The following is a 25,260-nucleotide window of genomic DNA, read 5'->3' as shown; positions in this document are numbered from 1 at the left end:
TGCTTACTATATATTAGTCCAGATCCTCTCCATCATACACTTCTTCCTGATAATCCATGAGTCTGATTACAATAATATCGGAATGTTCAATGTCTACATACAGCAGCCCTTCACATCCTGGATACAATAAAAGGTAAGGGAGCAGACGATCTCTCACGGCAGGTCCACTCAGTTCGAGCGGCTGTCTGCGACGCGATGTTTTGACTAAATATCTGGCTTCCTCACGCTCCGCAACATAATCAATAAATAACCTGCTGTATAATACGGACTCATTCGCCTCAAAGGCAAGAGGTACTTTCATTTTACCACCGATCACGTCATATCCATTCGCTTCAAGTAAAATCAAGGCAGGCGAATCTTGTATATTCTCATTGAGCTGCAGTTCTGCCAGACTTACGGGGATGGGGCGATTCAACCAGTTTCGCAGTCCGATAAACAACCATACGATCAAACAGACAGCAAATACACCAATTACAATGGTGTCATATTGACCATTCATCACTGCTCACCTCGATGACATATTCGAGATCGAACAACCGTTTTCCTTTATCCCAAAACATCATCTTTCAAGCGAAAAGAAACCCATCCTATGATGAGTTTCCGGTAAACGTATGTGAAGCTTCCTTCGCCACCTGCTCTGCAAGTGCATCAAGTGAAGACTTGTCCTGCTCTGGTTGTGCGGCCTCTGGTGCTTCCAGACGCCAGTGTGCAAGAAATTCAATGTTACCCTCTCCACCTGTAATCGGTGAGAATGTCAAACCTTTCAGGTTCAAACCAAGCTGACACCCGAAGTGAAGCATCATCTGCAGCACATCCTTGTGCACCTTTGGATCACGGACGACGCCTGATTTACCCACTTTATCCCGACCAGCTTCGAATTGCGGTTTGATTAAAGCCACAATATCTGCAGGCTGCTGCAGCAGAGCTAACAGCGGCGGTAGAATAATTCGCAGCGAAATAAAGGAGACGTCAATACTCGCAAAGTTAGGCACAGGACCGCTCAGATCCTCAGGTGTGACGTATCGGAAATTTGTGCGTTCCATAACGGTGACCCGCTCATCATTACGCAATGACCAGTCCAACTGGTTATATCCGACGTCAATGGCGTACACGTGGGATGCACCATGCTGTAGAGCACAGTCTGTAAAACCGCCAGTGGATGATCCTATATCCAGCATGACAAGTTTATTCATATCGAGTCCGAAGTGACGAATCGCTTTTTCGAGCTTTAGTCCGCCTCGGCCTACATAAGGATGAACCGAACCTTTCACTTTCAGTTCGGCGTCCCTGGGAATTTTCATGCCTGCTTTTTCAATAGGCTCATTGTTGGCATACACCAGTCCAGCCATGATTGCGGCCTTTGCCTTCTCACGGCTCTCGTAGTAGCCCTGTTCCACCAGCAGCACATCAATTCGTTCTTTCGGGAGTGACATGTCTTTCTCCTATCCGCTGATAATTCATTACGTTGATTCCTCTATTAGGAAGGGAAACGTGTTTTGGACATTCCGTATGAAGATTGAACGGCCATTTTGCGCAGTTCAGCACATACATTCTCCACCGTAAGTCCAACTTCCTCACGCTGTTCCTTGATGCTGCCATGCTCGATAAAGCGATCCGGAATGCCCATCAGATGCACTTGAACATCATGCATTCCCTGTTCAGCATAAAATTCCAATACCGCACTTCCCATACTGCCTGCTTGGGATGTCTCCTCCAGCACAATCAGCTTCGTGCCCCGAACTGCCAGGTCACGCAGCATTTGTTCATCCAGCGGTTTGAGGAAACGCGCATTGATTACACCAGCATTCATTCCTTCTCGTTTCACCGTATCTGCAGCTTCCTCAGCCAACTGCACCATTGACCCTGAGGCAATAATGGCATAACCCTCTGCTGGTCGCAGTTGTTCCCAAGAGCCGATCGGAATAGGGACCAGTACATCATCCAAAGGCACACCAACCACATTGTTACGCGGGTAACGGTAGGCAATAGGCCCTTCGTTATAATCAAGCGCCGTTTTCATCATATGACGCAGTTCATTCTCATCTTTTGGCATCATCAGTACAATATTCGGAATGTGACGCATAAACGCGACATCGTATACCCCTTGATGAGTCTCTCCGTCGGGGCCAACGAACCCTGCACGATCGATTGCAAATATCACATTTGCATTATGACGACAGATGTCATGAACGATTTGGTCATATGCACGCTGCATAAACGTGGAGTATACAGCGTAGACAGGTTTCAGCCCCTCCATTGCCAGCGCGGCACACATGGTGGCTGCATGCTGTTCAGCAATACCTACATCAATCATACGGTCCGGAAACTCCTTGCTGAAGGGAATAAGCCCCGAGCCCGTAGGCATCGCAGGTGTTACAGCAACGATGCGCTGGTCCTCTTTGGCGAGTTCAATGAGTGTCTGACCAAACACTTCCGTGTACATCGGTTTTCCGACGGCTTTCAGCACCTGACCTGATTCAATTTTATAGGGTGAAATGCCATGCCACTTATGGGAATCGGCTTCAGCAGGTTGGTAACCTTTGCCCTTCGTTGTAAGCACGTGAACCATTACAGGTCCATCTACATTGTCAGCCTGTTTGAACGCTTCAATCAGCTGTGGTATATCATGCCCATCAATAGGACCCAAGTACGTGAAGCCCAGTTCTTCAAAAAGCACTCCTGGAACCATCATATATTTGACGCTGTCCTTAATCCAGCTCGCCGACTTCGCCAGACGGTCGCCAATAGCCGGAATTTTTTTGAGAATCCCTTCTACATCATCTTTTGCTTTCAGATAATGACGATCTGAACGAATTTTACTCAAATATTTGTGCATGGCTCCCACATTGGGAGCGATGGACATTTCATTGTCATTCAAAATAACCATCAGTTTGCGCTGCTCATGACCGATATGGTTAAGTGCCTCAAATGCCATACCACCTGTAAGTGCTCCATCACCAATAATGGCAATGACTTGGTTCTCTTCCCCTTTAAGGTCACGAGCCAGAGCCATTCCCATGGCAGCTGACAATGAAGTGCTGCTGTGTCCGGCTTCCCATACGTCATGTTCACTTTCGTTCCGTTTGACAAATCCGCATAATCCGTTCTGTTGACGCAGCGTATCAAAACGATCCATGCGCCCTGTCAAAACTTTATGCACATATGCCTGATGCCCTACATCAAAAATCATTTTATCTGTTGGACTATTGTAGCAGTAGTGCAGGGCCACCGTGAGCTCAACCACTCCTAAGTTTGGTGCAAGATGTCCGCCCGTAACGGACAGCTTCTCAATGAGAAACTGCCGGATTTCTGCCGACAAAAGGACAAGATCATCCTGGGACATCACCTTTAGATCACTGGGTTGTTTAATTTGTGGAAGCAGCACGAGAATCTCCCCGCTTTCCTAGAATGTTTGTTTATTGAACATTTATCATTTAGTATGCGTAATTGATGGAATAACATTGAACCATTATACCATAAATCAACAAGAATCATAATTTACAGCCTGCCGAACCTGATTACGAATGATTCGCTTCAAGTATATATTCCAACGACTCTGTATTATGTATTCCTGAATTATTGCATAAGTCTTTGTTAATGGGCATCAGAAGGCCATTACATTCATTACACTGTCAGTTTCACTTTGAATCACCCGGTAGATGTTAATGATCACGACTCATCAGGTAATCTGCAATCTCCAATAACCGGGAAGCATCTGGCAGTTGTGCTCGTTCAAGCGCATCTTTAGCGGATTGCGTGAGTGTCTTCACCTCGGCAGCCGAAGCTTCCATGCCGATAAAGTAAGGGTAAGTTACCTTCTGCTGATTCACATCACTTTGCGTTTTTTTGCCCATCTTCTGCTCGTCGCCCGTCAGGTCCAAGATATCATCCTGAATCTGGAACGCCAGTCCCAGATCACGCCCAAATACCCGAAGCGCCTCCAGCTGTCCTTCTGACGCTCCGCCGATACGTGCCCCTGCAAGCAGGGAGAAGACAATCAAATCACCTGTTTTATGCAGATGAATGTATTGGAGCTGAGATAAATCGGTCATGCCCTGCTCGCCTTCCATATCGGCAACCTGACCACCTACCATGCCTCTTGCTCCCGCAAGCTCAGCCAAATCTTCAACAATAGCTAACAGCGCTTCAGCGCGTATTCCGTTTTGACGTCCCGCTTGCACGATGCTGTAAAAAGCATGGGTCAGCAGCGCATCACCCGCAAGGATGGCTGTCGCTTCACCATAAACTTTGTGATTCGTTAATTTTCCCCTGCGATAATCATCATTATCCATAGCAGGCAGGTCGTCGTGGATCAAGGAGTATGTATGAACCATCTCCACGGCGCAGGCTGCCGGCATCGCAGCTTTACGCTCCGCACCGAAGGCTTCCGCCGCAGCAACGACCAGAAGCGGACGAAGGCGCTTGCCTCCGGCCATTAAAGAATACTGCATCGCTTCCGTCAGTGAACGAGGCACATCCCAGTGCTCTGGCAGAATGTGCTTCAACGCTTCAGTAATTTCACCTGTAATCTCCTGAAGATAGGCTTCGAACGAAGGACGGTTACTCATGAATCTCACCGCTCTCTTCCTCTGCCGTGCCAAAAGGCTTCTTGCGAAGCTCTCCATCTTCTTCTACGATCATCTCGATCTTGCGTTCCACTTGTTCCAGCTTCAGGCCGCATAACTGGGAGAGCTTCATGCCGCGCTGAAACAAATCAATCGCCTGCTCCAGAGGTACATCTCCATGCTCAAGCTGTCCTACGATGTCTTCCAATGCCGCCATTGCCTCTTCAAAATTCAGTTCCGGTTCATTCGCCATGGATGTTGTTATCCTCCTTCATTCCCCAGACCTGACAGTCGAGCTGTCCGTCCGCTAATTTGATCTTGACTGAATCTCCTGGCTGCACATCTTTTAACGATTTGATCAAACGCTGCTCCTGCTCGTCATACACAAGACTATAACCACGAGACATCACCTTTAGCGGACTAAGCGCATCAAGGTGCCGCACAAGTGACTTCCACTGCTGCTGCTTGCTGCGTGTAATCGAACGGATTGCGAGTTCAAGCTGTCTGCGAGCTGCTGCATTGTCCCGGTGAGCGGTATTCACCTGGTCACGAGGGTTAAAGCGCTGCAGGGCGGCACGGAGCCTTTCCTGCTTTTCCCCCGTCCATTTCATCCGCGTATCCACACTTCGCTGCAGGCGCTGCTGGAGCATATCCAGGCGCTCTGTATGCTGCATCAGCGTTCTGCGTGGATGCACAAGGACTGGAGAGCGCTGCAGACGAGCCAGCCGTTCACGATGATAGACTGCACGCTGCCGCAGGCTGTTCTGCAGCTGACGCTGTCTTTGCCCGATCTGTTCCAATAATTCAGCACGATTCGGTACAGCAAGTTCCGCAGCCGCCGTCGGCGTGGCAGCACGTAAATCCGCAGCAAAGTCTGCAATGGTAAAATCTGTTTCATGTCCGACCGCAGAGATCACCGGAATGGTCGAAGCCGCAATTGCACGGGCTACGATCTCTTCATTAAAGGCCCAAAGCTCTTCCAATGACCCGCCGCCCCGGCCTACAATCATTACATCTGCTTCACCCATAGCGTTCAGGTTCCCTATCGCTTTCACAATGGAGGGAGCTGCCCCTTTCCCCTGAACAAGTACCGGATATAACACAACTCTGGCCGACGGATACCTCCGCTGCAGCGTAATCATAATGTCACGAACGGCAGCTCCGGTAGGAGAAGTGACAACACCGATCGTATGTGGATATCGCGGAATAGGTCTCTTACGCGCTGGGGAAAACACCCCTTCGTCCTCCAGTTTCTTTTTCAGCTGTTCATAAGCGAGATACAGACTGCCTATCCCATCTGGCTGCATATGTGTCGCATAAAATTGATACTGCCCGTCCCGCTCATACACCGACACATTCCCACGCGCGATAACCCTCGCACCCTCTTTCGGTACAAAGGGCAAACGCTGATTATGGGATGCAAACATGATGGATTTGATTCGGCTGTCTTTATCCTTTAACGTAAAATACATGTGTCCGCTGGAGTGATGCGTGAAATTGGAAATCTCTCCGCGCAGCCAGACGTCCGACAGAACCTGATCCGATTCCAGCTTCATTCGGATATATCGATTCAGGTCTTTAATAGAGTATATTTTCTGATCTGCCACAGACAAAACCCTAGGCCAATCCGTGAGCGCGCTTAGCCGCGATCAGAGTGTTCTGCATCAGCATGGTAATCGTCATCGGGCCTACGCCGCCGGGAACAGGTGTAATTGGTCCGGAGACCTCTTTTACACTTTCAAAATCCACATCACCTGCGAGTTTACCGTTATCCAGACGATTCATCCCGACATCAATGACAACCGCACCCGGTTTTACGTATGAAGCATCCACAAAGTTGGCACGCCCGATTGCCACAACTAGAATATCTGCCTGACGCGTAATTTCTTTCATATTAGCTGTACGAGAATGGCACATGGTCACCGTTGCATTTTCACGCTGAAGCAGCAGGGATACCGGTTTGCCCACAATGTTACTGCGACCGATAACTACCGCATGTTTACCGGACATCTCCAGCCCCGTGCGTTTGATCAATTCAATGACACCCGCAGGAGTACAAGGCAGCAGGCTGTCATCTCCAATTACAAGGTTTCCTACATTAACAGGATGAAATCCATCCACATCTTTCTCAACAGCAATCGCATCAATGACCGCTTTCTCTTCAATGTGACTTGGGAGCGGAAGCTGCACCAGAATACCATGAATGGATTTTTGATTGTTCAGCTTGTCCACCAAAGTAAGCAGATCAGCCTGAGACGTATCCGCATCCAAACGATGCACTTCGGAATAGAAACCGAGGTCATGACATGCTTTTTCCTTATTACGCACATAAACTTGAGAAGCCGGGTCCTCGCCGACGAGCACAACAGCCAGACCAGGTGTTACGCCCTGTTCGCCAAGCTGTTTTACTTCTGCGGTCATGCTTGCGCGGAGCTCTTGGGATACTTCTTTACCGTTAATAATAGATGCTGTCATTGGACTCTCTCTCCCTTATATGAACATATATTAGATAAAACGATCTGGATGTAACCTCACATGATAAGCTGCCTATCGTGTCATTCAAACTTGTTCCTTAGGACAATTTTTGCTTGATGCTGTCTACTTCCTGAATCATGCGGCCAAGAACACCGTTGACGAACTTGCCTGATTCATCTGTACCGAAATACTTCGACAGTTCAATCGCTTCATTGACAGAAACTTTAGCCGGAACGTCATCACGGAATACCATTTCATACGTAGACAAACGTAAAATTTGACGATCTACACGTGATAAACGACTCAGCTGCCAGCCTTTTAAATAATCTACAAGCAATCCGTCAATCGCTTCTTTGTGGCTCCATGCTCCATGCACCAATTCGGTAACGTAGCTGCGCATCACATCGGCGTCGCGGATAACCACATCGGTCTCATTTTCCTCAGCCGCTTCATTGATCAGCATATTAACCGCTTCAGCTGCACCTACTTCGTTCATTTCCATCTGATACAGACTTTGTACTGCAATTTCCCTTGCCAAACGTCTTTTCATGTCCTGCCTCCTGCAGCGCTCATTTCTCGAGCGTCATCATGCTTATTTTAAATTCGAGGAACCACTTCGTTACCTATTCAGGATACCCATGGGACCTCTCTGATATTGCGATCTCTTTTCACAAAAAAACCTGCAAAACGTTTCCTCCGAAAATCGGGCAGCTCAAACTACAGTTCTATTTTCGGAAGAAACATATTGCAGGGTTCTGATAGGTTTATTTGAACGGACGCCAGCGATCCCCAAGCCACTGCCGCAACTCCCCCCAGGGAATAAACGAGCCCAGCTTCGCATCGCTTCGTCTGCCAAACGTATAACCGATGAACACCAAGAGTGCAAAGAACAACATATCCCAAAAACCGATCCATACATAAAGAAACCCTAATAGGATACCAAAGGCAATGCCGAGAATCCGTCCCTTATAGTTATCCCAAATCTCTTTCCACAACATCAGTGAAACTCACCTCATTCCACGCGGCTCTTGTAGTTAGGCGCCTGGGTCACATTAGCGATATACACAGTTACAAAAGAAACCGGAATTCCCGTAATCTCCTGCACATGATCATGTATCGCCTTCTGAAGATCCGTCGTCAGCGCCGGAATAGGAGTCTCCCCATCCACAACAGCACGAATCTTGATCTCCAGTCCTGACTCAACCACGCGAATGCGTGCTTTGACATCACGTACTCCGCGAAAGCGGGAAGTGGCTTTCATACAGAGATTTTCAATCGTCTCCATTGATATCTGTACATCTCCAAACTCGGTACGCTGATCCACAGACGGCAGCGAACCGCGCTCACGCCGAATCGAGATGTAGAAAAAACGTAAACTCAGGACAAACAAAACCGCTGCTGCGACAATGGAAGCCACAATAACGTTTTGTTCCTGCTGGTAATTCAATTCGTATGGCAGCACGCCGCTAATCAGTAAGATAACCGCTGCCGATATTGCGCCTACGCTTATGCTGTATATAAACAACAGAAGCCGATCCAGTATTTTAGCCACGAACTGCACAGCCTCCCTTGCTCACTCACATTGCTTAACCTGCTGAATAGCATAACATATCTATCCTTGTCCAGTGCAGGAGGACCACCTGAGACATGTCCAAGACGGGATAACCCCCGACAGAAGTGCCGGGGGAAATCTGTCTTTTTTATTTTACGCGCTGCGTGTTCAGGTCGATCTCTTCCACTTTTTCAGCACTTTTGAACTGCACGTCATGGATGTGCACATTCACTTCGTTCACGTTAAGTCCTGTCATGTTCTCGATGGAGCGTTTCACGTTTTGCTGAATTTCAGTGGCAACCTGCGGCAGACGGTATCCATATTCGATAATGACGGAAACATCCACAGCAGCTTCGCGTTGACCTACTTCAACCTTAACCCCTTTAGAAAGGTTCTTGCGGCCCAGCAGCTCTGCGAACCCACCTGCAAATCCACCGCTCATCCCTGCTACTCCCTTAACCTCTACAGTTGCAAGTCCAGCAATCACTTCGATAACTTCAGGTGCGATCTGGATTTCACCGATATCCGTACGTTCAAATTCTGTCGGTAGTGTACTCATAAATGTTTAACACACCTTTCGCGAGATAAGTTTGCGGCCATCCGTCAGGGCGCTGGTTCTTAACATCAGGCTTAGAACCCTTCCGGTCCGGCTTTACCGGAACTCCTGCAGCCATCCACTGATGTGCGGCTTATCCTGTGCAGGAGACATGCGCTCTTATTATTACATACTATATCATTTGGGCTGCATTATGACAAACAAGCCCAATATGACTGTTAAATCTCGTTTTCCTCAAGAAATTTAATATCGAAATCTCCGCGAATAAACGTAGGATGCTCCAGAAGCTTCTGATGAAAAGGAATGGTTGTCGAGATGCCTTCAATAGCAAACTCTGCGAGGGCACGCTTCATTTTGGCAATGGCCTCATCCCGTGTCGCACCCCAAACGATCAGTTTCGCGATCATGGAATCGTAAAAAGGTGAGATCGTGTAACCAGGATATGCCGCACTGTCCACACGTACCCCAGGACCGCCTGGTGCAAGGTAAAAACCGATCTTGCCAGGTGCAGGCATGAAGTTCCGGGCAGGATCTTCAGCGTTAATCCGGCATTCAATTGACCATCCGTTAATGACTACGTCTTCCTGACGGAAAGAGAGCGGATTCCCTTCAGCAACAGAGATCATTTCTTGAATCAGGTCTACACCTGTTACCATTTCGGTGACCGGATGCTCGACCTGAATACGCGTATTCATCTCCATAAAGTAGAACTCGCCATTGGGACTGAGCAGAAATTCTAGAGTACCCGCTCCAGAGTAATTTACCGCAAGTGCAGCACGAACGGCAGCTTCTCCCATGAGGGAACGCACTTCCTCGTTCAGAACGGGACAAGGTGCTTCCTCAACGAGCTTCTGACGACGACGTTGAACCGAGCAGTCACGCTCGCCAAGGTGCACGGCATTGCCATGCTTGTCTGCCATAATTTGAATTTCAACGTGTTTCATGCCTGTCAGGAATTTTTCCAGATAAACGCCAGCATTACCGAATGCTTTCTGGGCCTCCTGCTGCGCAGCCGTAATCTGTTTTACCAACTGCTCCTCGTCCTCAGCGATCCGAATCCCTTTACCACCGCCACCAGCTGTAGCTTTGATAATGACAGGATAACCGATATCACGGCCAATCATAATCGCTTCTTCCGTTGTTTCTACAAGGCCGTCCGATCCAGGAATGACAGGCACGCCTGCATCTTTCATGGTTTGTTTGGCTACGGCCTTGTCACCCATTTTAGTGATCGCTTCCGGTGAAGGACCAATGAATGTAATGTTGCAGGAATCACAGATTTCCGCAAAATCAGCATTTTCGGCCAAAAAGCCGTATCCCGGGTGAATGGCATCACATTCCGTCAGCGTAGCTGCACTCATCAGGTTCGTAAAGTTAAGATAACTGTCTTTGGACAGTGTTGGTCCGATACAGTATGCTTCGTCTGCAAGACGGACATGAAGCGAATCCTTGTCCGCTTCCGAGTACACAGCCACTGTCGATATGCCAAGCTCACGGCAAGCACGAATGATGCGTACTGCAATCTCGCCGCGATTGGCAATCAATATTTTATGAAATTTCATTTCGTTATTGTCCTCCTTCGAAGCTCATGCGGCTGATATAAAGCCGTTATAACCGTTATTCCGGTTTCACCAGGAACAGTGGTTGTCCATATTCGACAAGCTGTCCATTTTCAACCAGTACTTCAACGATTTCTCCTTTGATGTCGGCATCAAGCTCGTTCATCAGCTTCATGGCTTCGATGATGCATACCGTTGTTTTCTCAACAACTTTATCACCCACACTCACGAAAGGACCCGCTTCCGGTGAGGAAGCTCTGTAAAATGTACCCACCATCGGAGATACAATTTTATGTAAATGACTTGTTGTATCGGCTTGCGGAGCAGCCTCGCTCACAACAGCAGCAGTAGGCTGTACCTGAGGTGCAGCAATGACTTGCGGTTGTACAGCAGCAGCCTGCACATACTCCGTTTTACCCGGTTTGCGAATCGACAAACGCGATCCTTCATTTTCAATTTCCAATTCCTGAACGGAACTTTCATCAACCAATTTAATCAGTTCTTTAATTTCACTCAATTTAAACATTTCCATTATTCACTCCTTCGGCATCATGCCAGTCTCACTAGGACGGTCATATGGCTTTTAGTATTATATCATAATCGTTAAAAATGGAAAGAGCCCGAGAGTCGAACAAGCTCCCGGGGCTTCCATATCACATTTCAGATTATTGTTCTGTGACATACTGCACACTAATTTTGTTTTGCGACACGGACAATTCTTTCATAACGAGATCCACAATGGAAACCGCCTGTTTAACATCCAGTTTATCACTCAGGACCACCACTTTATACTTGTCAGCTTCCTCCTGAACGATTGCATTGGCATACTGTTGGGAGAGCGTTTCTTCGATGCCTGTAATTTTAGCTTCCTTGTCTTCCAGTGCACGCAGCTCCTCTGTCGCTTTTGCATTTTCTTCCGGAGTTTTGCTCAGGTCACCTGCCACGGTCATCAGTTCCTCATACTTGCGATTGTTGTTTTCCTCACGCTGCCACTGATAGTTCTGGAACTGACTGCTGGCTGATACAGCCGTGTTTTGCTGCTCCATCTCCTTGAGCACTTCCTCGTCTGATTTGGCTGTGCCGCCCTCCGTTTTGCCATCTGTTTTATTTCCTGTTTCAGGTACAGCTGTTGTGCCCTGTTCAGCGGCTCCATCTGTCTTTTTATCGCTTTCGCCTTCTTTAACACCCTGCTCAGCAGCCGGTGTTTTCTCCGTATTACCCGCTTCCTGTCCCTCTGTGCCCGCGGCATTTCCAGCGGGGTCTGCTGCACTTGCATCATCCGTAACCTTGCCGCTATCCACGACTTCATTGATCACCAGGCCATCCGTCGGGTCCAGGAGGCCAGCTGTTTCCTTGGCTTCACCCTGTTTCATACCGTCCACCTGCTGACTGTCAGCGACAGGGGGATTAACAGGGCCTGAATCTTCCGTAAAAAGATAGTATGCGGATAAAATAACCATCAGGCTCAGCATGGAGACAAGCCATATCGTTTGACGTTTGTTATTCATTAGAATATCCTCCTCTAAATGGGGTTACACGGATTGTTTAATCCTGCTTGCGCGGAACAACCGAAATCCGGTACGCCGCGACATTTAAACCTTTTTCAACAGCATCTGTAATCAGGTCTTTCACAACCTTGTTCTCTGCACCTTTCGCTACGACCAGCACACCACGAATCTGTGGTTTCAACTTTTTCGTAACAATCGGCGTCTGATCCCCTGATATTTCATACGTAATAATTTCACCGTCACGCGTGTACTGCGTCATATGCCTTTTGCCGCCGTTAGCATCCGTCTCTTCGGTCAGCTGCTGTGAATCTTTTACGTTCCGCTGCACGACCAATTCTTCCGTGGAATCCACCGTAACCATCACATCAACCGTACCTACGCCGACAATGTTCTCCAGTACCCCTTTGACCTTGTCTTCAAATGCCATTTCAATCGCTTGAAAAGGATTCTCCTCCAGCAAATCATTCTGAACGGCTGACATTGAAGTCACCTGCTCAGGCGGTTCTCTGCCGATGTTCTCGGAATCAATTTTTTTGACGTTAACAAAGGAATTAAACAGCATAATGCCTACACCGATCAGTCCCAGAACGATCAGCCATCGCAACGTTTGGCTTCGCTTAGCCCCTCCCTCACCACCACCCATCCAGGTTTCCAGCTTTTTGAACCATTGTTTCATCGGATTCCCTCCTTCTCAGAGCACCGCTGCAGTTTTGGTCTCGGTCACTTGGACTTGAGTGGCGTCAATCTTCCAATTCTCTTTGAGCAGTGAAATAATCTGTACAGCATGCTCAGAGCTTGCAGTACTTGTTTGCTGTGCGTCGGAACCTTCACCAGAGCTGCGGGTAACAGGTGGGGCGGGATTAGGACCAGAAGATGTTTGAGGGCTTTTTAAATCCTCCACATCCGTTTCAACCTGCACCTTCGTGACTTCAATCGGATCAATCCGGATCGGTGGATTGCCGGGCTGCATTTCATTCTGCTTTGCCCGATCTTTCGTTTCTGAAATCGGAGAACTATTCACAGGCTCTGCCGTTCCCGAATCCACCTCCGAATTTTCCAACTCCCCAGCCAGCTCAACCACAACATGTTGAATAACAGGAAGTTCAACTGAGGAAGCTGATTCTGTATCGGATTCCTGTTTTTTCATCGCCAGCCGTACCTCGACAGACTGAACTTTGGCGCCAGTATTTTCTTCGATCTGCTCTTTCATGACGTTAGCGAGTTCCTTGGCCGTCCACTTTAGTGACTGCTGCTGTTCACTTGCCTGCATCCGCTTCCCCTGAGCCAGAATCTGCTCCAAAGAGGTATGATCATCTTTCGGAGCATCCATTGCTGTCATCGCTCGTTTCAACTCGCCTACCGGATCACTCCGCAGCAGTTTGGTTATAGGTGATAACAGGGTCAGCAGGATGAGAAGGCTCAGCACAAGCTTGACGTACCTTTCCATGGAACGATTCGGAAGCAGCATATCCACAAACGTTGCCAGCAAAACGATCATGATCAGATCCTGCAGCCAGCTGCTCAGCCACCCCATCCTCTCCATCCCCTTTCTCTGCACATGCAGCCGGTCAGCGCATCATGACAGTCAAGTTACCTGCGGTCAGCAAAATCGTAATAGCGAGGAAAAACATTAGTCCCACCGCGGCCAGCGCGGCAAATACATAAATCATGCTTTTACCAATCGCCTGCAGGCACTCTACGATCGGTGTGTCTCCCAGCGGCTGCATAATTGCCCCGGTTACGTTGTAAATCAAGGCGAGTACCAGAATTTTGATGGCCGGAAACGCACACAGAAACAAAATAATAATGACACCGGTCAATCCAATTGCGTTTTTGACCAGCAGAGATGCTGTAATTACCGTGTCTGTGGCATCTGCAAATGTCCTGCCGACAACAGGTACAAAGTTTCCTGCAATGTATTTCGCTGCCTTTAGACTCACACCATCCGCAACGGATCCCGAGGCTCCCTGTACTGAAATGACACCCAGGAACATCGTCAGCAGAATGCCGAGCAGGGCAACACTGATGTTTCGCAGCAGATCAGCCATCTGTGTTAACTTGTATTTGTCAGAGAGCGAACTTACCAGGTGGAGGACAGCTGAGAAAAAGAGCAGCGGGAACACCAGCAGATGAATCAGTGTACTTACAAGATGGATCATGAATATGATCAGTGGGTGAGTCACCGAAACGGTGACGACATTCCCCATCGAAGCCAGCAGTGTGAATAAAAGCGGGACCATCGCCATCATAAAGTTGATCATGCTGGATATAGCTTCTTTTGCATAACCAATGGCTACGCTGAAGCTGTTGATTGCAATGATAATAATGACCAAATAACAGATCGCATAGGCAATTTTGCTGATATTGTTTTTCTCAAACGCTGTCTGTAACGTCTCCAAGATCATGCTTAGTACCGTTAACATGACGATGGTGACCAGAAGTTTGCCGTTATACAAAACCTCATGCAGCATAAACGTACCTACTGCCGTAAATACCGATTTCAGACTGAACCCTTCATTACCTGGAATCAGCATATCCATAAATGATGGTGTTTTCCCTTCGGGAAAAAATCCGCCATACTGCTTCATCAACTGGTCCCAATACTTCTCCACCTGATCCTTCGGAAGCTGATCGGCCTGCTGCTGCATCCACTCGTTAGAGGGTGTGCTGGCCGCAACCTGTCCGATCGCACCAAACATCAGACAGACCATCAGCACAATCATGAGGCGCCAGTGCGGCTTGTTATGCAGCCATTTCATCCGTTGTCCGCACGCCCTTTCTACACCGGCATTAATTTCATGACGGTTTCGATAATAATGCTGATGATCGGAATCGCGAGAACAAGTATCAACACTTTGCCAGCCAGTTCAATCTTGGATGCAATGCTTTCCTGTCCCGCGTCCCTGACAATCTGCGCTCCGAATTCAGCAATGTAGGCAATGCCTATAATCTTCAATACAGTTTTCAGATAAATGCTCTCCATACCTGAGTTTTCAGCAAGACGTTTCAGCACCTCAATGACTGCACCGATCTTGCCAATCAGCAGCATAAAGATGACAACACCCGTCGCTGCTGCAATCAGAAAGGCAAACATCGGCTTTTGTTCTTTAATGACCAGAATCAATACGGTTGCAATGAGTGCCAGACCGACAACTTGAATAATCTCCACGGGTCACCACCATCCGGCTTTATGACCGTTTTCATTGAAAAAGAAATATGGATTTAATCTCCTGCAGCAGGCTGTCCAGCATTCGGACAACCATGAACAGTACAACGACAAATCCGATTACGGTCACCCAGTGAGCCATATCTTCCTTTCCCATTTGTTTCAGTACGGTATGAATCATTGCTATAATGATCCCAATGCCCGCAATTTGAAAGATTGCGTTCACTTCTAAATTCATGACCTTGGCACCTCGCTATCCCGGCTATTTCAGAAGATCAGAATGACGATTAACGCTCCGACAAGCATCCCCAGGCTGCGGCTCATTCGTTCGTACTTTACTTGATCGGCCTGTGCGCGGGATTCCTCATGCATGAGTTGCTGAATGGCTAACGAAATATGTTTGGTCTGATCCTGACGATCACTGGTGCCAAGGCTGAAACTTAACTGCAGCATGACTTCCCGTTCGTCTGACTTCATCGCAGATCTTCCCCATGTTTGTTCTACACCGGCCTGAAGACTTTCCCGGGCTGTGAGCCCATGAGGGGGTTCCATCTGTGCAGCTGCGTGCAAAAAAAGGGTTCTTATCGGTTCTTTCGTCTGAGCCCCCATCTTGGTCATCGCGTCAGGGAGCGGCGTTAAGCCATAATTAATCTCTGTCATCAGCCGCTGCAGCGCAGCGATCAGCTCACGCAGCTGCCTTGGCCGCAAAGCATACTGCCTGGCCTTGTAAAATCCGGCGAGTGTGCTGGCCAATAGAATAAGCACTGCGCCAAAGGTATTAACCATAGGCTTCACCTCCTGCGCCGGCCTGCTGCAGTCCACGCATTTTGCCGTCCGCCAGTCGGAAGCTTGTGCCTCTGCTCGTCCGCTGCAGCTGTACATATCGCTGAAACATCTGCTCTGCAATCAATGTTCTCAAGGCAGGTCTCGCAGACAGCTCGGAGAGATCCCGCCCGTGGGCAGTTGCAATGACGGAAACTCCTGCATGCAGAGCTTCCATAACCGCTTCGGCGTCCTCTGCCCGTCCAATTTCGTCCACAATCAAGACATCGGGTGACATGGAGCGAAGCATCATCATCATTCCTTCCGCCTTTGGACACCCATCCATGACATCTGTACGTGGACCTACATCGAAACCGGGAACCCCTTTGTAACTACCAGCAATTTCGGAACGTTCATCCACAATGCCAACTTTCAGACGAGGGTATATCCCCTGTCTCAGTTCACTGCCTGCCGTCAGCTTCGTGCCGCTGCTGATCTGTCTAGCCAAATCTCGCAGTAATGTGGTTTTGCCCTGCTGCGGCGGCGAAAGAATCAGCGTATGCATCACCAGTCCACTTTTCATATCGAGCAGATATGGAAGGATGGGGTCAGCAATGCCCTGCACTTCCCGGGCAACACGGACATTAAACCCGTTGATATCCCGTAAATATTCTACACGCCCTCCGCTAAGCACCGTCCGGCCAGCAAGCCCGATTCGATGCCCTCCCGGGATCGTGATGAATCCTTTTCGCAGTTCTTCCTCCAAGGTGTACAGAGAATGATTACTTATCAGATCCAGCAGTCTGTGGGTTACTTCTTTTTGAGGAACATAGGCCTCCTCGGGTTTTCCCGTCGGTTCGCCTTCTGGTGTAAGGAAGTGATAGTTGTTTCCCGCATTAATTTCCAAAGGCCTGCCTTCTCGAATGCGGACTTCTTCCACTTGTTCCAATAGAGCGGGCGGCATTCTGCCAAGAATCGTTCGGATGGGTTCCGGAAAAAGATCCCTCCATTTCACTTTCATGAGTAGGCTCCTCCAACTTTATATTTCATATGGATTTCACTTCTGATGCTTGTTCATATCTCAAGTTTATGCCTGTACATTCATTTTATGACGCTGAAATCTATCATTTCTTCACGATTATGAATGAGAGCCGAAATCATAGAGCCTTGTTCTAGGCACCTGTCTAGGCATGCATGCATATAGTGCTTGCAGAATGTTTTACCGTTCGGGTTATGAAGCAGGTGCAGCATGACCTGGAAGTTGAGAGGAGTTGTGGGTTGTGCGCGTCGACGTTGTAGGCAGTGTAAATGAAGTGCGTACCATAGATATTGAGGGGCGAAGTGTGGTAGTTATTGATGTTTTGCGGACAACAAGTACGATTGTAACCGCCCTTGCCCATCAGGCCGCAGGCGTTATCGCTGCAGAGACGGTTCCGCAAGCGAAACAGATGATGGTTCGCAACAGCATTCGGGGTGGTGAACGTTTTGACAAAAAAATAACCGGATTCGATGCGGGGAATTCCCCCTATGAATATATGAGCAGCGACATCGCACATAAAATGATTATCCTGACCACAACAGACGGCACGAGAGCTTTGATCAAAGCGACCAAAGCAAGGCATGTTCTCGCAGGTTCCTTCTTAAATGTAAAAGCTGTTGCCGCTGCTCTTATCGAATTGCAGCGGGACATTCTCTTATTATGCGCAGGAGAGCAGGATGATTTTGCATTAGAGGATGGTTTATGTGCTGGATGCATTATTGAAGAATTATATCGTCAGACCCGTTCTCCACTGCAGCTGAATGATCTTGGTATCATACTTCATCAAGCCGTATCCCAATGTCAGGATAGGATTAGCGACTTGGTTCGAACATCATCCAGTGCACGAAAACTGGATCAGCTGGGAGAGATGCACGATGTCGCTTACTGTTCCCAATTAAATCTGCTGGATTGTGTACCGGAGATGAGAGAAGGAAATCAGTTAATGCCTTACCGTAAATCACGTGGGGGCCGCATATGCAGTCGTCTGTAATTCAACAAAAAAAGGTGTACTGCTGCCGGATTGGCAGCGGTGCACCTTTTCATATTATATCTGTTCTATAGATTATCTGCGAACTTGCGGTCCGCCGATAACTGCTTGCTCTGCAGTATCAAGATCATACGCTGTATGCAGCGCTTTAATCACATCATGAAGTTTTTCCCCGTCAATAACACAGGATACTTTGATCTCAGACGTGCTGACCATTTTGATGCTCACGCCTTCACCGGAGATCACTTTGAACATTTTGGCTGCCACGCCTGGATGACTCACCATACCTGCGCCAACAATTGAAATTTTCACCAGATTCTCTTCGGAAGTTACTTCACGGTAAGGCAGCCGGCTGTGCAGCCCTTCAATGACATGCAGCGCCTTCTCACGATCAGACAGTGCGACCGAGAATGAAAAGTCTGCTTTACCATCCTGGACTCCGCTCTGCACGATAATGTCCACATCCAGCTGAGCAGATGCCAGTTCGCCAAATACTTCAGCGAGAACACCTGGAACATCCGGTACTCCCAAAATGCTGATACGAGCTACATTCTTATCATAAGCAATTCCACTTACCACCACGCCTTGTTCCATTGCCGCTTCCTCCTTCACAACCGTTCCTTCATTATGATTAAAGCTTGATCTTACAATTAAAGGTACACCGGAATGCTTCGCGTACTCAACCGCACGCGGGTGCAGTACCGCGGCTCCCAAATTTGCAAGCTCCAGCATTTCGTCGTAGGAAATTTCTTTCAGTTTGCGTGCCACTTTGACGATCCTCGGGTCTGTAGAATAGATACCATCCACATCCGTATAGATCTCACAAGCATCTGCTTGAATGGCCGCTGCAAGTGCAACAGCTGTAGTATCCGATCCCCCGCGGCCCAGTGTGGTGATCTCGCCGTCTTCCGTCATGCCTTGGAAACCGGCAACAATAACGATATTTCCTTCAGCGAGTGCAGCTTTGACACGCTCAGGACGGATATCCTGAATCCGAGCTTTACCGTGAACCGGTTCTGTTCGGAACCCTGCCTGCCATCCTGTAAAAGATACGGCCTTGCGTCCAAGTGCCTGAATGGCCATGGATAATAAGGAGATTGAAATTTGTTCCCCTGTCGTCAGCAGCATATCCATTTCACGAGCAGGCAAATCACTATTCAGCAGCTTCGCCTGATCAATCAAATCATCTGTAGTATCCCCCATGGCCGAAACCACGACGACACATTGGTGTCCTTCATCCGCTTTTTCTACAACACGTCCGGCTACACGCTTCATGCGTTCTGTATCTCCGACCGAGCTGCCCCCAAATTTCATGACGTACAATGACAACGCAAATCCACTCCCTACCTTGTGCAGTATGCATCAATTGATATCTTTCGTCATTATTCTCTACGAGAAATGACTTTAACCCAGTATATTACGAAAGCGCCTGATAGGCTAATCTTTTTTCAAAAAAACCCTCTGCCATATGCATGGCAAAGGGTTTTGATTCGTGAATTCAAGCTTACAGCAAGTGAAAGTTACGCACGGGAAGAGTATTTCCCTTCGCGTGTATCAATCAGAAGCACGTCGCCTTCATTGATGAACAAAGGAACTTGTACATTCAGACCTGTTTCCACTTTCGCGTTTTTCGTAGCGCCTTGTGCTGTGTTACCTTTAACGCCTGGCTCTGTTTCAATAACTTTCAGCTCAACGCTTGTAGGCAGGTCGATACCCAGGATTTCACCTTGGTAACTAATGATTTTCACGTTCATGTTTTCTTTGAGGAAGTTCAGTTCCCATTCCAATTGATCGCTTGTCAACGTGAATTGATCGTATGTTTCGTTGTCCATAAACGTGTGCTCGGAACCACTTGCATACAGATACGATACGCCGCGGTTTTCAATGATCGCACGACCGATCGTTTCACCTGCACGGAACGTTTTTTCAACCGTGTTACCATTACGAAGGTTTTTTAACTTGGAACGTACAAAAGCTGCGCCTTTACCTGGTTTTACGTGTTGGAAGTCAAGTACGGTATAGATATCATTGTCTACTTGTACGGTCAAGCCTGTTTTAAAATCGTTAACTGAAATCACAAAAAATCCCTCCTGATATAAGTAAAAAGTGTTTGGGTATGTTAGCCAATAACGGTGAACTTTTTGTCCGATTTCGTAAGAATATGGATACCTGTTTCGGTAATCACAACGTCATCTTCAATTCGTACGCCGCCAAGACCATCGATGTAAATTCCCGGCTCAACGGTAACTACCATTCCCGGTTTCAATACATCATCGCTAAGCTTGGACAAACGAGGAGATTCATGGACTTCCATCCCCAGACCGTGGCCTGTGCTGTGTCCAAACTGTTCTCCATATCCATAACCTGCAATGATATCCCGAGCAAGTGCATCCGCTTCCCGTCCGGTCATACCTGGTTTCAGGTTCTCCAGCGTATGTAATTGTGCTTCCAGTACGATATCGTAGATCTTACGCAGTTCAGGTACTGGATTCCCCGTTGCAATCGTACGTGTCAGATCTGAACAGTATCCATCGAGCAGCGCGCCAAAGTCAAATGTAATCAATTCGTCCTGGCCGATCACTTTGCTGCTTGCAACGCCGTGAGGCATCGCAGAACGTTCACCTGATGCGACAATCGTGTCAAACGAAGAACTGGCTGCCCCATGCTTACGCATGAAAAATTCCATTTCCAAATCGACTTCACGTTCAGTCATGCCCGGTTTCGCAAATTGCAAAACGTGGCTGAATGTGGCATCTGCCAAATCCGCAGCCCGCTGCATTACAGCAATTTCTTCAGCATCCTTAAACATACGAAGCTCTTCGACAAGGCCGGATACAGCTTTTAGTTTAACGGATTGCAGCGCTTCTGCATAAGCAGCATGCGTCCCAAAAGTGACTGAGTCTTGTTCAAAACCCACTTCGCTGATACTCGCGGATACGAGCAGTTCGCGTACGGAATCCATCGGTTTGGCGCCATGTTCCACAACGTTAAATCCTTTTGCCTGCTGAGGCGCCTGCGTCATATAACGGAAATCAGTCAGCAGATAAGCTTCCTGCTCCGTGATAAGCACATATCCCGCAGAACCGGTAAAGCCCGTCATATAACGACGGTTAATCGGATTTGTAATCAGCATTGCTTTTAGTCCACGCGCAGCCATTGCCTCACGTAACTTGTGTACTCGTTTGTTTTCCATCGGTAACCCTTCTTTCTTCACATTCCCGGGTTCCCGGCTCAGGTTTGTTTGTCCAGATGACGCACAAGAGCCAGCAATCCCAGTTCATAGCTCACTTCGCCAAATCCGGCAATCTGCCCGATCGTTTCTGCTGCAAGCACTGAATGATGTCTGAACGCTTCGCGTGCATGAATGTTGGATAGATGAACTTCCACGGTAGGAACTTTCACGGCATTGATTGCATCCCTTATCGCATAACTGTAATGGGTAAACGCCCCGGCATTCAGCATGATACCATCTGCCTCACCCATTGCGGCATGAATGCGGTCAATAATGTCCCCTTCATGGTTGGATTGATAAAAAGCGATGGAGACTCCCAGTTCTTCAGCCTGTCTGCGAATTTTGTCTTCAATATCCTTCAGACTAAGCGTTCCATAAATGCCTGGTTCACGAACACCAAGCATGTTCAGGTTCGGGCCATTGATCACAATAATTCGTTTCATCGCTGCTCCACCCTCTCTGCAAATAACCATCTGCTATTTTAACACAGCCGTTACCAGATTGAGAAGCTTTTTTGCGTCTAGGCTCCAGCGTGCTCCGGCTCCCGTTTCCGTTCGTCCGTGTACTCCATCGCAACGGTGTAACCAATAAACAACCCCCAGAGCAAAAAGAAACAGATTTCCGTAAAGATCGAATCCCAAGTTAAACGATTTATCGGCTTCATCATTCCGAGTTTAGGACCAAGCAGAATAAAAAGGATTAACCACCAGACCAGGCCATAGACCATGCCAGGAAACGGACCTTTTAACTTTCGAATCGTAAAGGTATATAAAAGCGAAGCAAAGATAGAAAATACGATAAAACACAGCCACCCTGTCAAGTGACCTGCGGCAGTATAAATATATGCATGTTTGAAAAACGGCTCCGCCAGAAAACCAATCGGGACCACGGTAAAATGCAGCACATGGAACAGCCAGTGAATGCCTCCCCAGATCAAACCAGCAAAGAATCCCAGCTCCAATGCAAATGAAAAAGGATTCGTATAATAGTGTGCATCCCCCTGTTTAGGTACGGAACGACGCTGCATCAGGTTATTATCGCGTTTTTGCGGACGCTGTCGCTGCTCTCGCTGATCTATTTTTTCTTCATGTTCTCCATGGTGATGATTAGTTAATGTTTCTTCTTGATTATGATCTGCCATCGTTGATGTCTCCTTTTTCGCAAGATTGCAAACACAATATTAAACATTTTTTTCATAGTTCTAGGGCGTAGTATGTTCAAAACAGGACAATCTTAACAGCTTCTCCGGCGGATTGGCTCATAAACTAGAAATTGCTCTCAAAATTCGATACAATAAGGATATTAAACTGCCTTTCACTGTAAAGGCTTAGAACAGAATAGGAAGGTGAATAATTTGCCTCAACAATCCAAGCCTGTCAGCTACGGGGGGCAAGCTGTCATCGAAGGCGTAATGTTTGGCGGAAAACACGTCAACGTTACTGCTGTTCGTAGAAAAGACGGCGAAATTACGTATCTGGAAGTTCCCAAGCAAGACAAGACCTGGGTCATGAAATTGCGGCGGATTCCTTTACTGCGCGGAATTGTCAGCATTATAGATTCGAGTGTCAAAGGCAGCAAACATCTCAATTATTCTGCTGATGCTTATGCTGATGATGAATTGGAACCGGAAGAAAAAGCTAAACAACAAGAGAAACAAGGGTCCGGCTGGAGCCTTAGCATGATCATTGGCGTAACGGCTGTAGCGATTCTGTCCTTCCTTTTTGGAAAAATTGTGCTGACACTGCTTCCAGTCGTGATCGAAGACTTCTTATTTAAAAATGTATTCGACAATCAATTTCTGCATAATTTATTGGAAGGCGGCATCAAACTGATTCTGTTACTCGCTTATCTGTGGTTAATCTCGCAGACACCCATGATTAAACGTTTGTTTCAATATCATGGAGCAGAGCATAAGGTCATTAGTGCATACGAGGCTGGAGAAGAATTGACGCCTGAAAATGTACAGAAATACAGCAGACTGCACTACCGTTGTGGAAGCAGCTTTATCATGCTGACCGTTATTATCGGTATCTTCCTGTATTCCGTCTTCACTTATGATAACCTGTGGGAACGGATGGGTCAGCGTCTGCTCCTGCTGCCAGTCGTGCTGGGCATCTCTTTTGAGCTGCTTAAGATTACGAACTCGCTTCGCGATATTCCTGTGCTGCGTTATCTGGGATATCCGGGTCTCTGGCTGCAGCTGCTCACAACCAAAGAACCGACCAATGCCCAGGTTGAAGTATCCATTGCATCATTTAACCGCATGCGTGAACTGGACGCCAAGCTTGCCAACGTTTCGGCCACAACCGAAGTTCCTGCAGTAACACTTGATCCTGTGAAAGGGTGAATGATATGAATAAGCAGGCAATTGTATTTTGGGCATTCATTGTACTGGCTGCTCTTGGGGTTATCGGTTTATTGGGTAGAGCCTCATTATCCAGTATCCTCATCCCCCTGATTGTGTTCGGAGTTGTGTTCCTGCTGTACAAATACCCGCCTGCCCGCTGGTCACGAAAAGCCAACACACCAAGGATCAAACCTTCGGCGAAAACGATGGCTAAAGTGAATGCGCAGAATAATGTCACCGCCAGAAAAAGCAGTTCATCCAAAAAACGCAAAGATTATCCGTTCCAGGTCATTCAAGGCCAAAAAGGGAAAAACAGCGAAGAGGACATTCCCAAGTATCATTAATTTGCCCTTTCGTTGTTGATGTATCTATTTTATGCTAAAAGTAAAACCCAAAAAGCAATTCTCCTTAACGAAGGAGGATTGCTTTTTTAAGTCTTACATGTGAACCAGCGGCGGTGCTTCCGCCTGTTTCTTGCGATGTTCTTTTCGCTGTTTCTCCAGCTGCTCATTATACGTCTTCGTATTCCACGTACTGAAAAAATCCATACCTGAAACGACGCCCGATCGATATAAGTTTGTACTGTCCTGAACGGAAAGATTAAATTGTGTCGGTTTAATGCCAAGCGTAGGAATTTTGACCGTACGAAACCGGTTGATCTGCTCAATGTAACGTTCATCATGAGCAGTCAGCATCGTCTCGACAAGTGCCTGCAGCATGGTTAGCGGCCCTTTGATTCGCGTAGGCTCCACTTCTGTTTTACCGACCATCTTGAACCCGACCACGGGTATACTCTCTCTGCCTGACTCCGAGCGCTCTCCATCAAACAACCAGAGTGGGAAATTACTCAGCAGCCCTCCGTCCACGACGTAGACAAACTGATCCTGAAACGGTAATCCTTTGGACATGACTGGTGATTTACGGATGATAACCGGGTCAAAAAAATACGGTATGCTGCAGCTCATACGTACGGCCTTGGCAACCTCCAGTTTCGTAGGTTCGATACCAAATCTCCGGATATCGTCAGGCAGTACAAGAATATTTCCGTTCGATATATCAGACGCTGTAATAAGCAGCTTGCCTGGCGGTAAATCGGCAAACGTTCGAATCCCTTTTTGTGCCAGCATGCTGCTGATCCACGACTCCAGAGCTTCTCCCGAATAAAGCCCCTTTTTCAAGAAAAGTCTTGCCGCTGGACCAATCCAGCGTGTGTTAAATATAGGTGACCGCTGCAGTAGCGAAACAAAAGGCGTCCTTTCAATGATCTCTTTCATCTCTTCTGCAAGGTACCCCGCAGCAAGAAGTGCTGCCACAATTGAACCAGAAGATGTGCCTGCAACCCGATTGAATTGAACACCGCAATTCTGTGCTCCCTGAACAGCACCGGCAAGTGAAATCCCTTTAACGCCTCCACCCTCAAACACTCCGTTAATTAACACAACAAAAAACCCCCGTTCTCCAGGCAGCCTTGCGTTCTACTGCCACTTTATGAGAACAGGGGTTGGTCATAT

30 protein-coding genes are annotated in these 25,260 nt (G+C 47.7%); 3 read left to right on the top strand and 27 right to left on the bottom strand.

The window, feature by feature from the left end:
- Positions 1 to 13: 13 nt before the first annotated feature.
- The 21 genes from ABXS70_RS07545 to spoIIIAA all read right to left on the bottom strand — a co-directional run bounded on the left by ABXS70_RS07545 (position 14) and on the right by spoIIIAA (position 17,164).
- Entirely contained in the window at positions 14 to 499 is a 486-nt protein-coding gene (locus ABXS70_RS07545) for a hypothetical protein (protein WP_342551786.1), read from the bottom strand.
- A gap of 88 nt (positions 500 to 587) precedes the next feature.
- Positions 588 to 1,433, bottom strand: coding sequence for a TlyA family RNA methyltransferase (locus ABXS70_RS07540; RefSeq protein ID WP_342551787.1), 846 nt, complete (start codon positions 1,431 to 1,433; stop codon positions 588 to 590).
- 44 nt (positions 1,434 to 1,477) lie between these two features.
- On the bottom strand, positions 1,478 to 3,385 hold the full coding sequence (gene dxs / locus ABXS70_RS07535; RefSeq protein WP_342551788.1) for a 1-deoxy-D-xylulose-5-phosphate synthase: 1,908 nt from the start codon (positions 3,383 to 3,385) through the stop codon (positions 1,478 to 1,480).
- Between the two features lie 277 nt (positions 3,386 to 3,662).
- Positions 3,663 to 4,568, bottom strand: a complete 906-nt coding sequence (locus tag ABXS70_RS07530) for a polyprenyl synthetase family protein (protein ID WP_342556383.1) — start codon at positions 4,566 to 4,568, stop codon at positions 3,663 to 3,665.
- A complete protein-coding gene (xseB, locus tag ABXS70_RS07525; protein WP_342551789.1) occupies positions 4,561 to 4,818 on the bottom strand; it encodes an exodeoxyribonuclease VII small subunit in 258 nt (85 codons plus the stop codon). The genes ABXS70_RS07530 and xseB overlap by 8 nt, the downstream gene beginning before the upstream one ends.
- The gene (gene xseA, locus ABXS70_RS07520) at positions 4,808 to 6,172 is read right to left on the bottom strand and encodes an exodeoxyribonuclease VII large subunit (protein ID WP_366295071.1); all 1,365 of its coding nucleotides are present in this window, start codon (positions 6,170 to 6,172) and stop codon (positions 4,808 to 4,810) included. The genes xseB and xseA overlap by 11 nt, the downstream gene beginning before the upstream one ends.
- Positions 6,173 to 6,182: 10 nt before the next feature.
- Positions 6,183 to 7,040, bottom strand: coding sequence for a bifunctional methylenetetrahydrofolate dehydrogenase/methenyltetrahydrofolate cyclohydrolase FolD (folD, locus tag ABXS70_RS07515; protein ID WP_366295068.1), 858 nt, complete (start codon positions 7,038 to 7,040; stop codon positions 6,183 to 6,185).
- A gap of 97 nt (positions 7,041 to 7,137) precedes the next feature.
- Positions 7,138 to 7,590 (bottom strand): transcription antitermination factor NusB, encoded by a 453-nt coding sequence (nusB, locus tag ABXS70_RS07510; RefSeq protein WP_342551792.1) that lies wholly within the window; start codon positions 7,588 to 7,590, stop codon positions 7,138 to 7,140.
- A 214-nt stretch (positions 7,591 to 7,804) separates the two neighbouring features.
- The gene (locus ABXS70_RS07505; RefSeq protein WP_342551793.1) at positions 7,805 to 8,038 is read right to left on the bottom strand and encodes a DUF2273 domain-containing protein; all 234 of its coding nucleotides are present in this window, start codon (positions 8,036 to 8,038) and stop codon (positions 7,805 to 7,807) included.
- Between the two features lie 14 nt (positions 8,039 to 8,052).
- A complete protein-coding gene (gene amaP / locus ABXS70_RS07500; protein WP_366295064.1) occupies positions 8,053 to 8,592 on the bottom strand; it encodes an alkaline shock response membrane anchor protein AmaP in 540 nt (179 codons plus the stop codon).
- Between the two features lie 148 nt (positions 8,593 to 8,740).
- Positions 8,741 to 9,151 carry an Asp23/Gls24 family envelope stress response protein gene (locus ABXS70_RS07495; protein WP_090922519.1) on the bottom strand — a complete coding sequence of 137 codons (411 nt, stop codon included), beginning with the start codon at positions 9,149 to 9,151 and terminating at the stop codon, positions 8,741 to 8,743.
- A 215-nt stretch (positions 9,152 to 9,366) separates the two neighbouring features.
- The gene (gene accC / locus ABXS70_RS07490; RefSeq protein WP_366295061.1) at positions 9,367 to 10,710 is read right to left on the bottom strand and encodes an acetyl-CoA carboxylase biotin carboxylase subunit; all 1,344 of its coding nucleotides are present in this window, start codon (positions 10,708 to 10,710) and stop codon (positions 9,367 to 9,369) included.
- 55 nt (positions 10,711 to 10,765) lie between these two features.
- Positions 10,766 to 11,233 carry an acetyl-CoA carboxylase biotin carboxyl carrier protein gene (gene accB, locus ABXS70_RS07485; RefSeq protein WP_342556384.1) on the bottom strand — a complete coding sequence of 156 codons (468 nt, stop codon included), beginning with the start codon at positions 11,231 to 11,233 and terminating at the stop codon, positions 10,766 to 10,768.
- Positions 11,234 to 11,372: 139 nt separating this feature from the next.
- Entirely contained in the window at positions 11,373 to 12,215 is an 843-nt protein-coding gene (locus tag ABXS70_RS07480; RefSeq protein ID WP_366295058.1) for a SpoIIIAH-like family protein, read from the bottom strand.
- 37 nt (positions 12,216 to 12,252) lie between these two features.
- Positions 12,253 to 12,891, bottom strand: coding sequence for a stage III sporulation protein AG (gene spoIIIAG / locus ABXS70_RS07475; RefSeq protein WP_342551797.1), 639 nt, complete (start codon positions 12,889 to 12,891; stop codon positions 12,253 to 12,255).
- Positions 12,892 to 12,906: 15 nt separating this feature from the next.
- Positions 12,907 to 13,749: a stage III sporulation protein AF gene (spoIIIAF, locus tag ABXS70_RS07470; protein WP_366295055.1), complete on the bottom strand. Its 843-nt coding sequence runs from the start codon at positions 13,747 to 13,749 to the stop codon at positions 12,907 to 12,909.
- 34 nt (positions 13,750 to 13,783) lie between these two features.
- Positions 13,784 to 14,974 carry a stage III sporulation protein AE gene (gene spoIIIAE, locus ABXS70_RS07465; protein ID WP_342551799.1) on the bottom strand — a complete coding sequence of 397 codons (1,191 nt, stop codon included), beginning with the start codon at positions 14,972 to 14,974 and terminating at the stop codon, positions 13,784 to 13,786.
- 20 nt (positions 14,975 to 14,994) lie between these two features.
- Positions 14,995 to 15,384: a stage III sporulation protein AD gene (spoIIIAD, locus tag ABXS70_RS07460; RefSeq protein ID WP_123062262.1), complete on the bottom strand. Its 390-nt coding sequence runs from the start codon at positions 15,382 to 15,384 to the stop codon at positions 14,995 to 14,997.
- Between the two features lie 31 nt (positions 15,385 to 15,415).
- Positions 15,416 to 15,619, bottom strand: a complete 204-nt coding sequence (gene spoIIIAC, locus ABXS70_RS07455) for a stage III sporulation protein AC (protein ID WP_017687585.1) — start codon at positions 15,617 to 15,619, stop codon at positions 15,416 to 15,418.
- Positions 15,620 to 15,648: 29 nt separating this feature from the next.
- The gene (gene spoIIIAB / locus ABXS70_RS07450) at positions 15,649 to 16,167 is read right to left on the bottom strand and encodes a stage III sporulation protein SpoIIIAB (protein ID WP_342551800.1); all 519 of its coding nucleotides are present in this window, start codon (positions 16,165 to 16,167) and stop codon (positions 15,649 to 15,651) included.
- Positions 16,160 to 17,164, bottom strand: coding sequence for a stage III sporulation protein AA (spoIIIAA, locus tag ABXS70_RS07445; protein WP_342551801.1), 1,005 nt, complete (start codon positions 17,162 to 17,164; stop codon positions 16,160 to 16,162). The genes spoIIIAB and spoIIIAA overlap by 8 nt, the downstream gene beginning before the upstream one ends.
- A gap of 259 nt (positions 17,165 to 17,423) precedes the next feature.
- Between spoIIIAA and ABXS70_RS07440 the strand changes: the two genes are divergently transcribed.
- Positions 17,424 to 18,173 (top strand): 2-phosphosulfolactate phosphatase, encoded by a 750-nt coding sequence (locus tag ABXS70_RS07440; protein ID WP_342551802.1) that lies wholly within the window; start codon positions 17,424 to 17,426, stop codon positions 18,171 to 18,173.
- Between the two features lie 72 nt (positions 18,174 to 18,245).
- On the opposite strand, the gene ABXS70_RS07435 is transcribed toward ABXS70_RS07440, so the two are convergent.
- The 5 genes from ABXS70_RS07435 to ABXS70_RS07415 all read right to left on the bottom strand — a co-directional run bounded on the left by ABXS70_RS07435 (position 18,246) and on the right by ABXS70_RS07415 (position 22,429).
- On the bottom strand, positions 18,246 to 19,499 hold the full coding sequence (locus tag ABXS70_RS07435) for an aspartate kinase (protein WP_342551803.1): 1,254 nt from the start codon (positions 19,497 to 19,499) through the stop codon (positions 18,246 to 18,248).
- 191 nt (positions 19,500 to 19,690) lie between these two features.
- Entirely contained in the window at positions 19,691 to 20,248 is a 558-nt protein-coding gene (efp, locus tag ABXS70_RS07430) for an elongation factor P (RefSeq protein WP_342551804.1), read from the bottom strand.
- A gap of 41 nt (positions 20,249 to 20,289) precedes the next feature.
- A complete protein-coding gene (locus ABXS70_RS07425) occupies positions 20,290 to 21,363 on the bottom strand; it encodes a Xaa-Pro peptidase family protein (RefSeq protein ID WP_342551805.1) in 1,074 nt (357 codons plus the stop codon).
- A gap of 38 nt (positions 21,364 to 21,401) precedes the next feature.
- Positions 21,402 to 21,845: a type II 3-dehydroquinate dehydratase gene (gene aroQ / locus ABXS70_RS07420; protein ID WP_090922544.1), complete on the bottom strand. Its 444-nt coding sequence runs from the start codon at positions 21,843 to 21,845 to the stop codon at positions 21,402 to 21,404.
- A 77-nt stretch (positions 21,846 to 21,922) separates the two neighbouring features.
- On the bottom strand, positions 21,923 to 22,429 hold the full coding sequence (locus tag ABXS70_RS07415) for a YqhR family membrane protein (RefSeq protein WP_342556385.1): 507 nt from the start codon (positions 22,427 to 22,429) through the stop codon (positions 21,923 to 21,925).
- A 327-nt stretch (positions 22,430 to 22,756) separates the two neighbouring features.
- Here ABXS70_RS07415 and ABXS70_RS07410 point away from each other — a divergent pair, with 327 nt between their 5' ends.
- The gene (locus tag ABXS70_RS07410) at positions 22,757 to 23,749 is read left to right on the top strand and encodes a DUF1385 domain-containing protein (RefSeq protein WP_342551806.1); all 993 of its coding nucleotides are present in this window, start codon (positions 22,757 to 22,759) and stop codon (positions 23,747 to 23,749) included.
- A 5-nt stretch (positions 23,750 to 23,754) separates the two neighbouring features.
- A complete protein-coding gene (locus tag ABXS70_RS07405) occupies positions 23,755 to 24,093 on the top strand; it encodes a hypothetical protein (protein ID WP_342551807.1) in 339 nt (112 codons plus the stop codon).
- A gap of 93 nt (positions 24,094 to 24,186) precedes the next feature.
- Here ABXS70_RS07405 and ABXS70_RS07400 read toward each other — a convergent pair whose 3' ends face one another.
- Entirely contained in the window at positions 24,187 to 25,188 is a 1,002-nt protein-coding gene (locus tag ABXS70_RS07400; protein WP_342551808.1) for a patatin-like phospholipase family protein, read from the bottom strand.
- Positions 25,189 to 25,260: the final 72 nt, after the last annotated feature.

It is taken from the genome of Paenibacillus sp. AN1007, assembly GCF_040702995.1.
GTDB lineage: Bacteria > Bacillota > Bacilli > Paenibacillales > Paenibacillaceae > Paenibacillus.
Note: the sequence above shows the minus strand (reverse complement) of the source record. Positions and strands in the feature narration are given on the sequence as shown.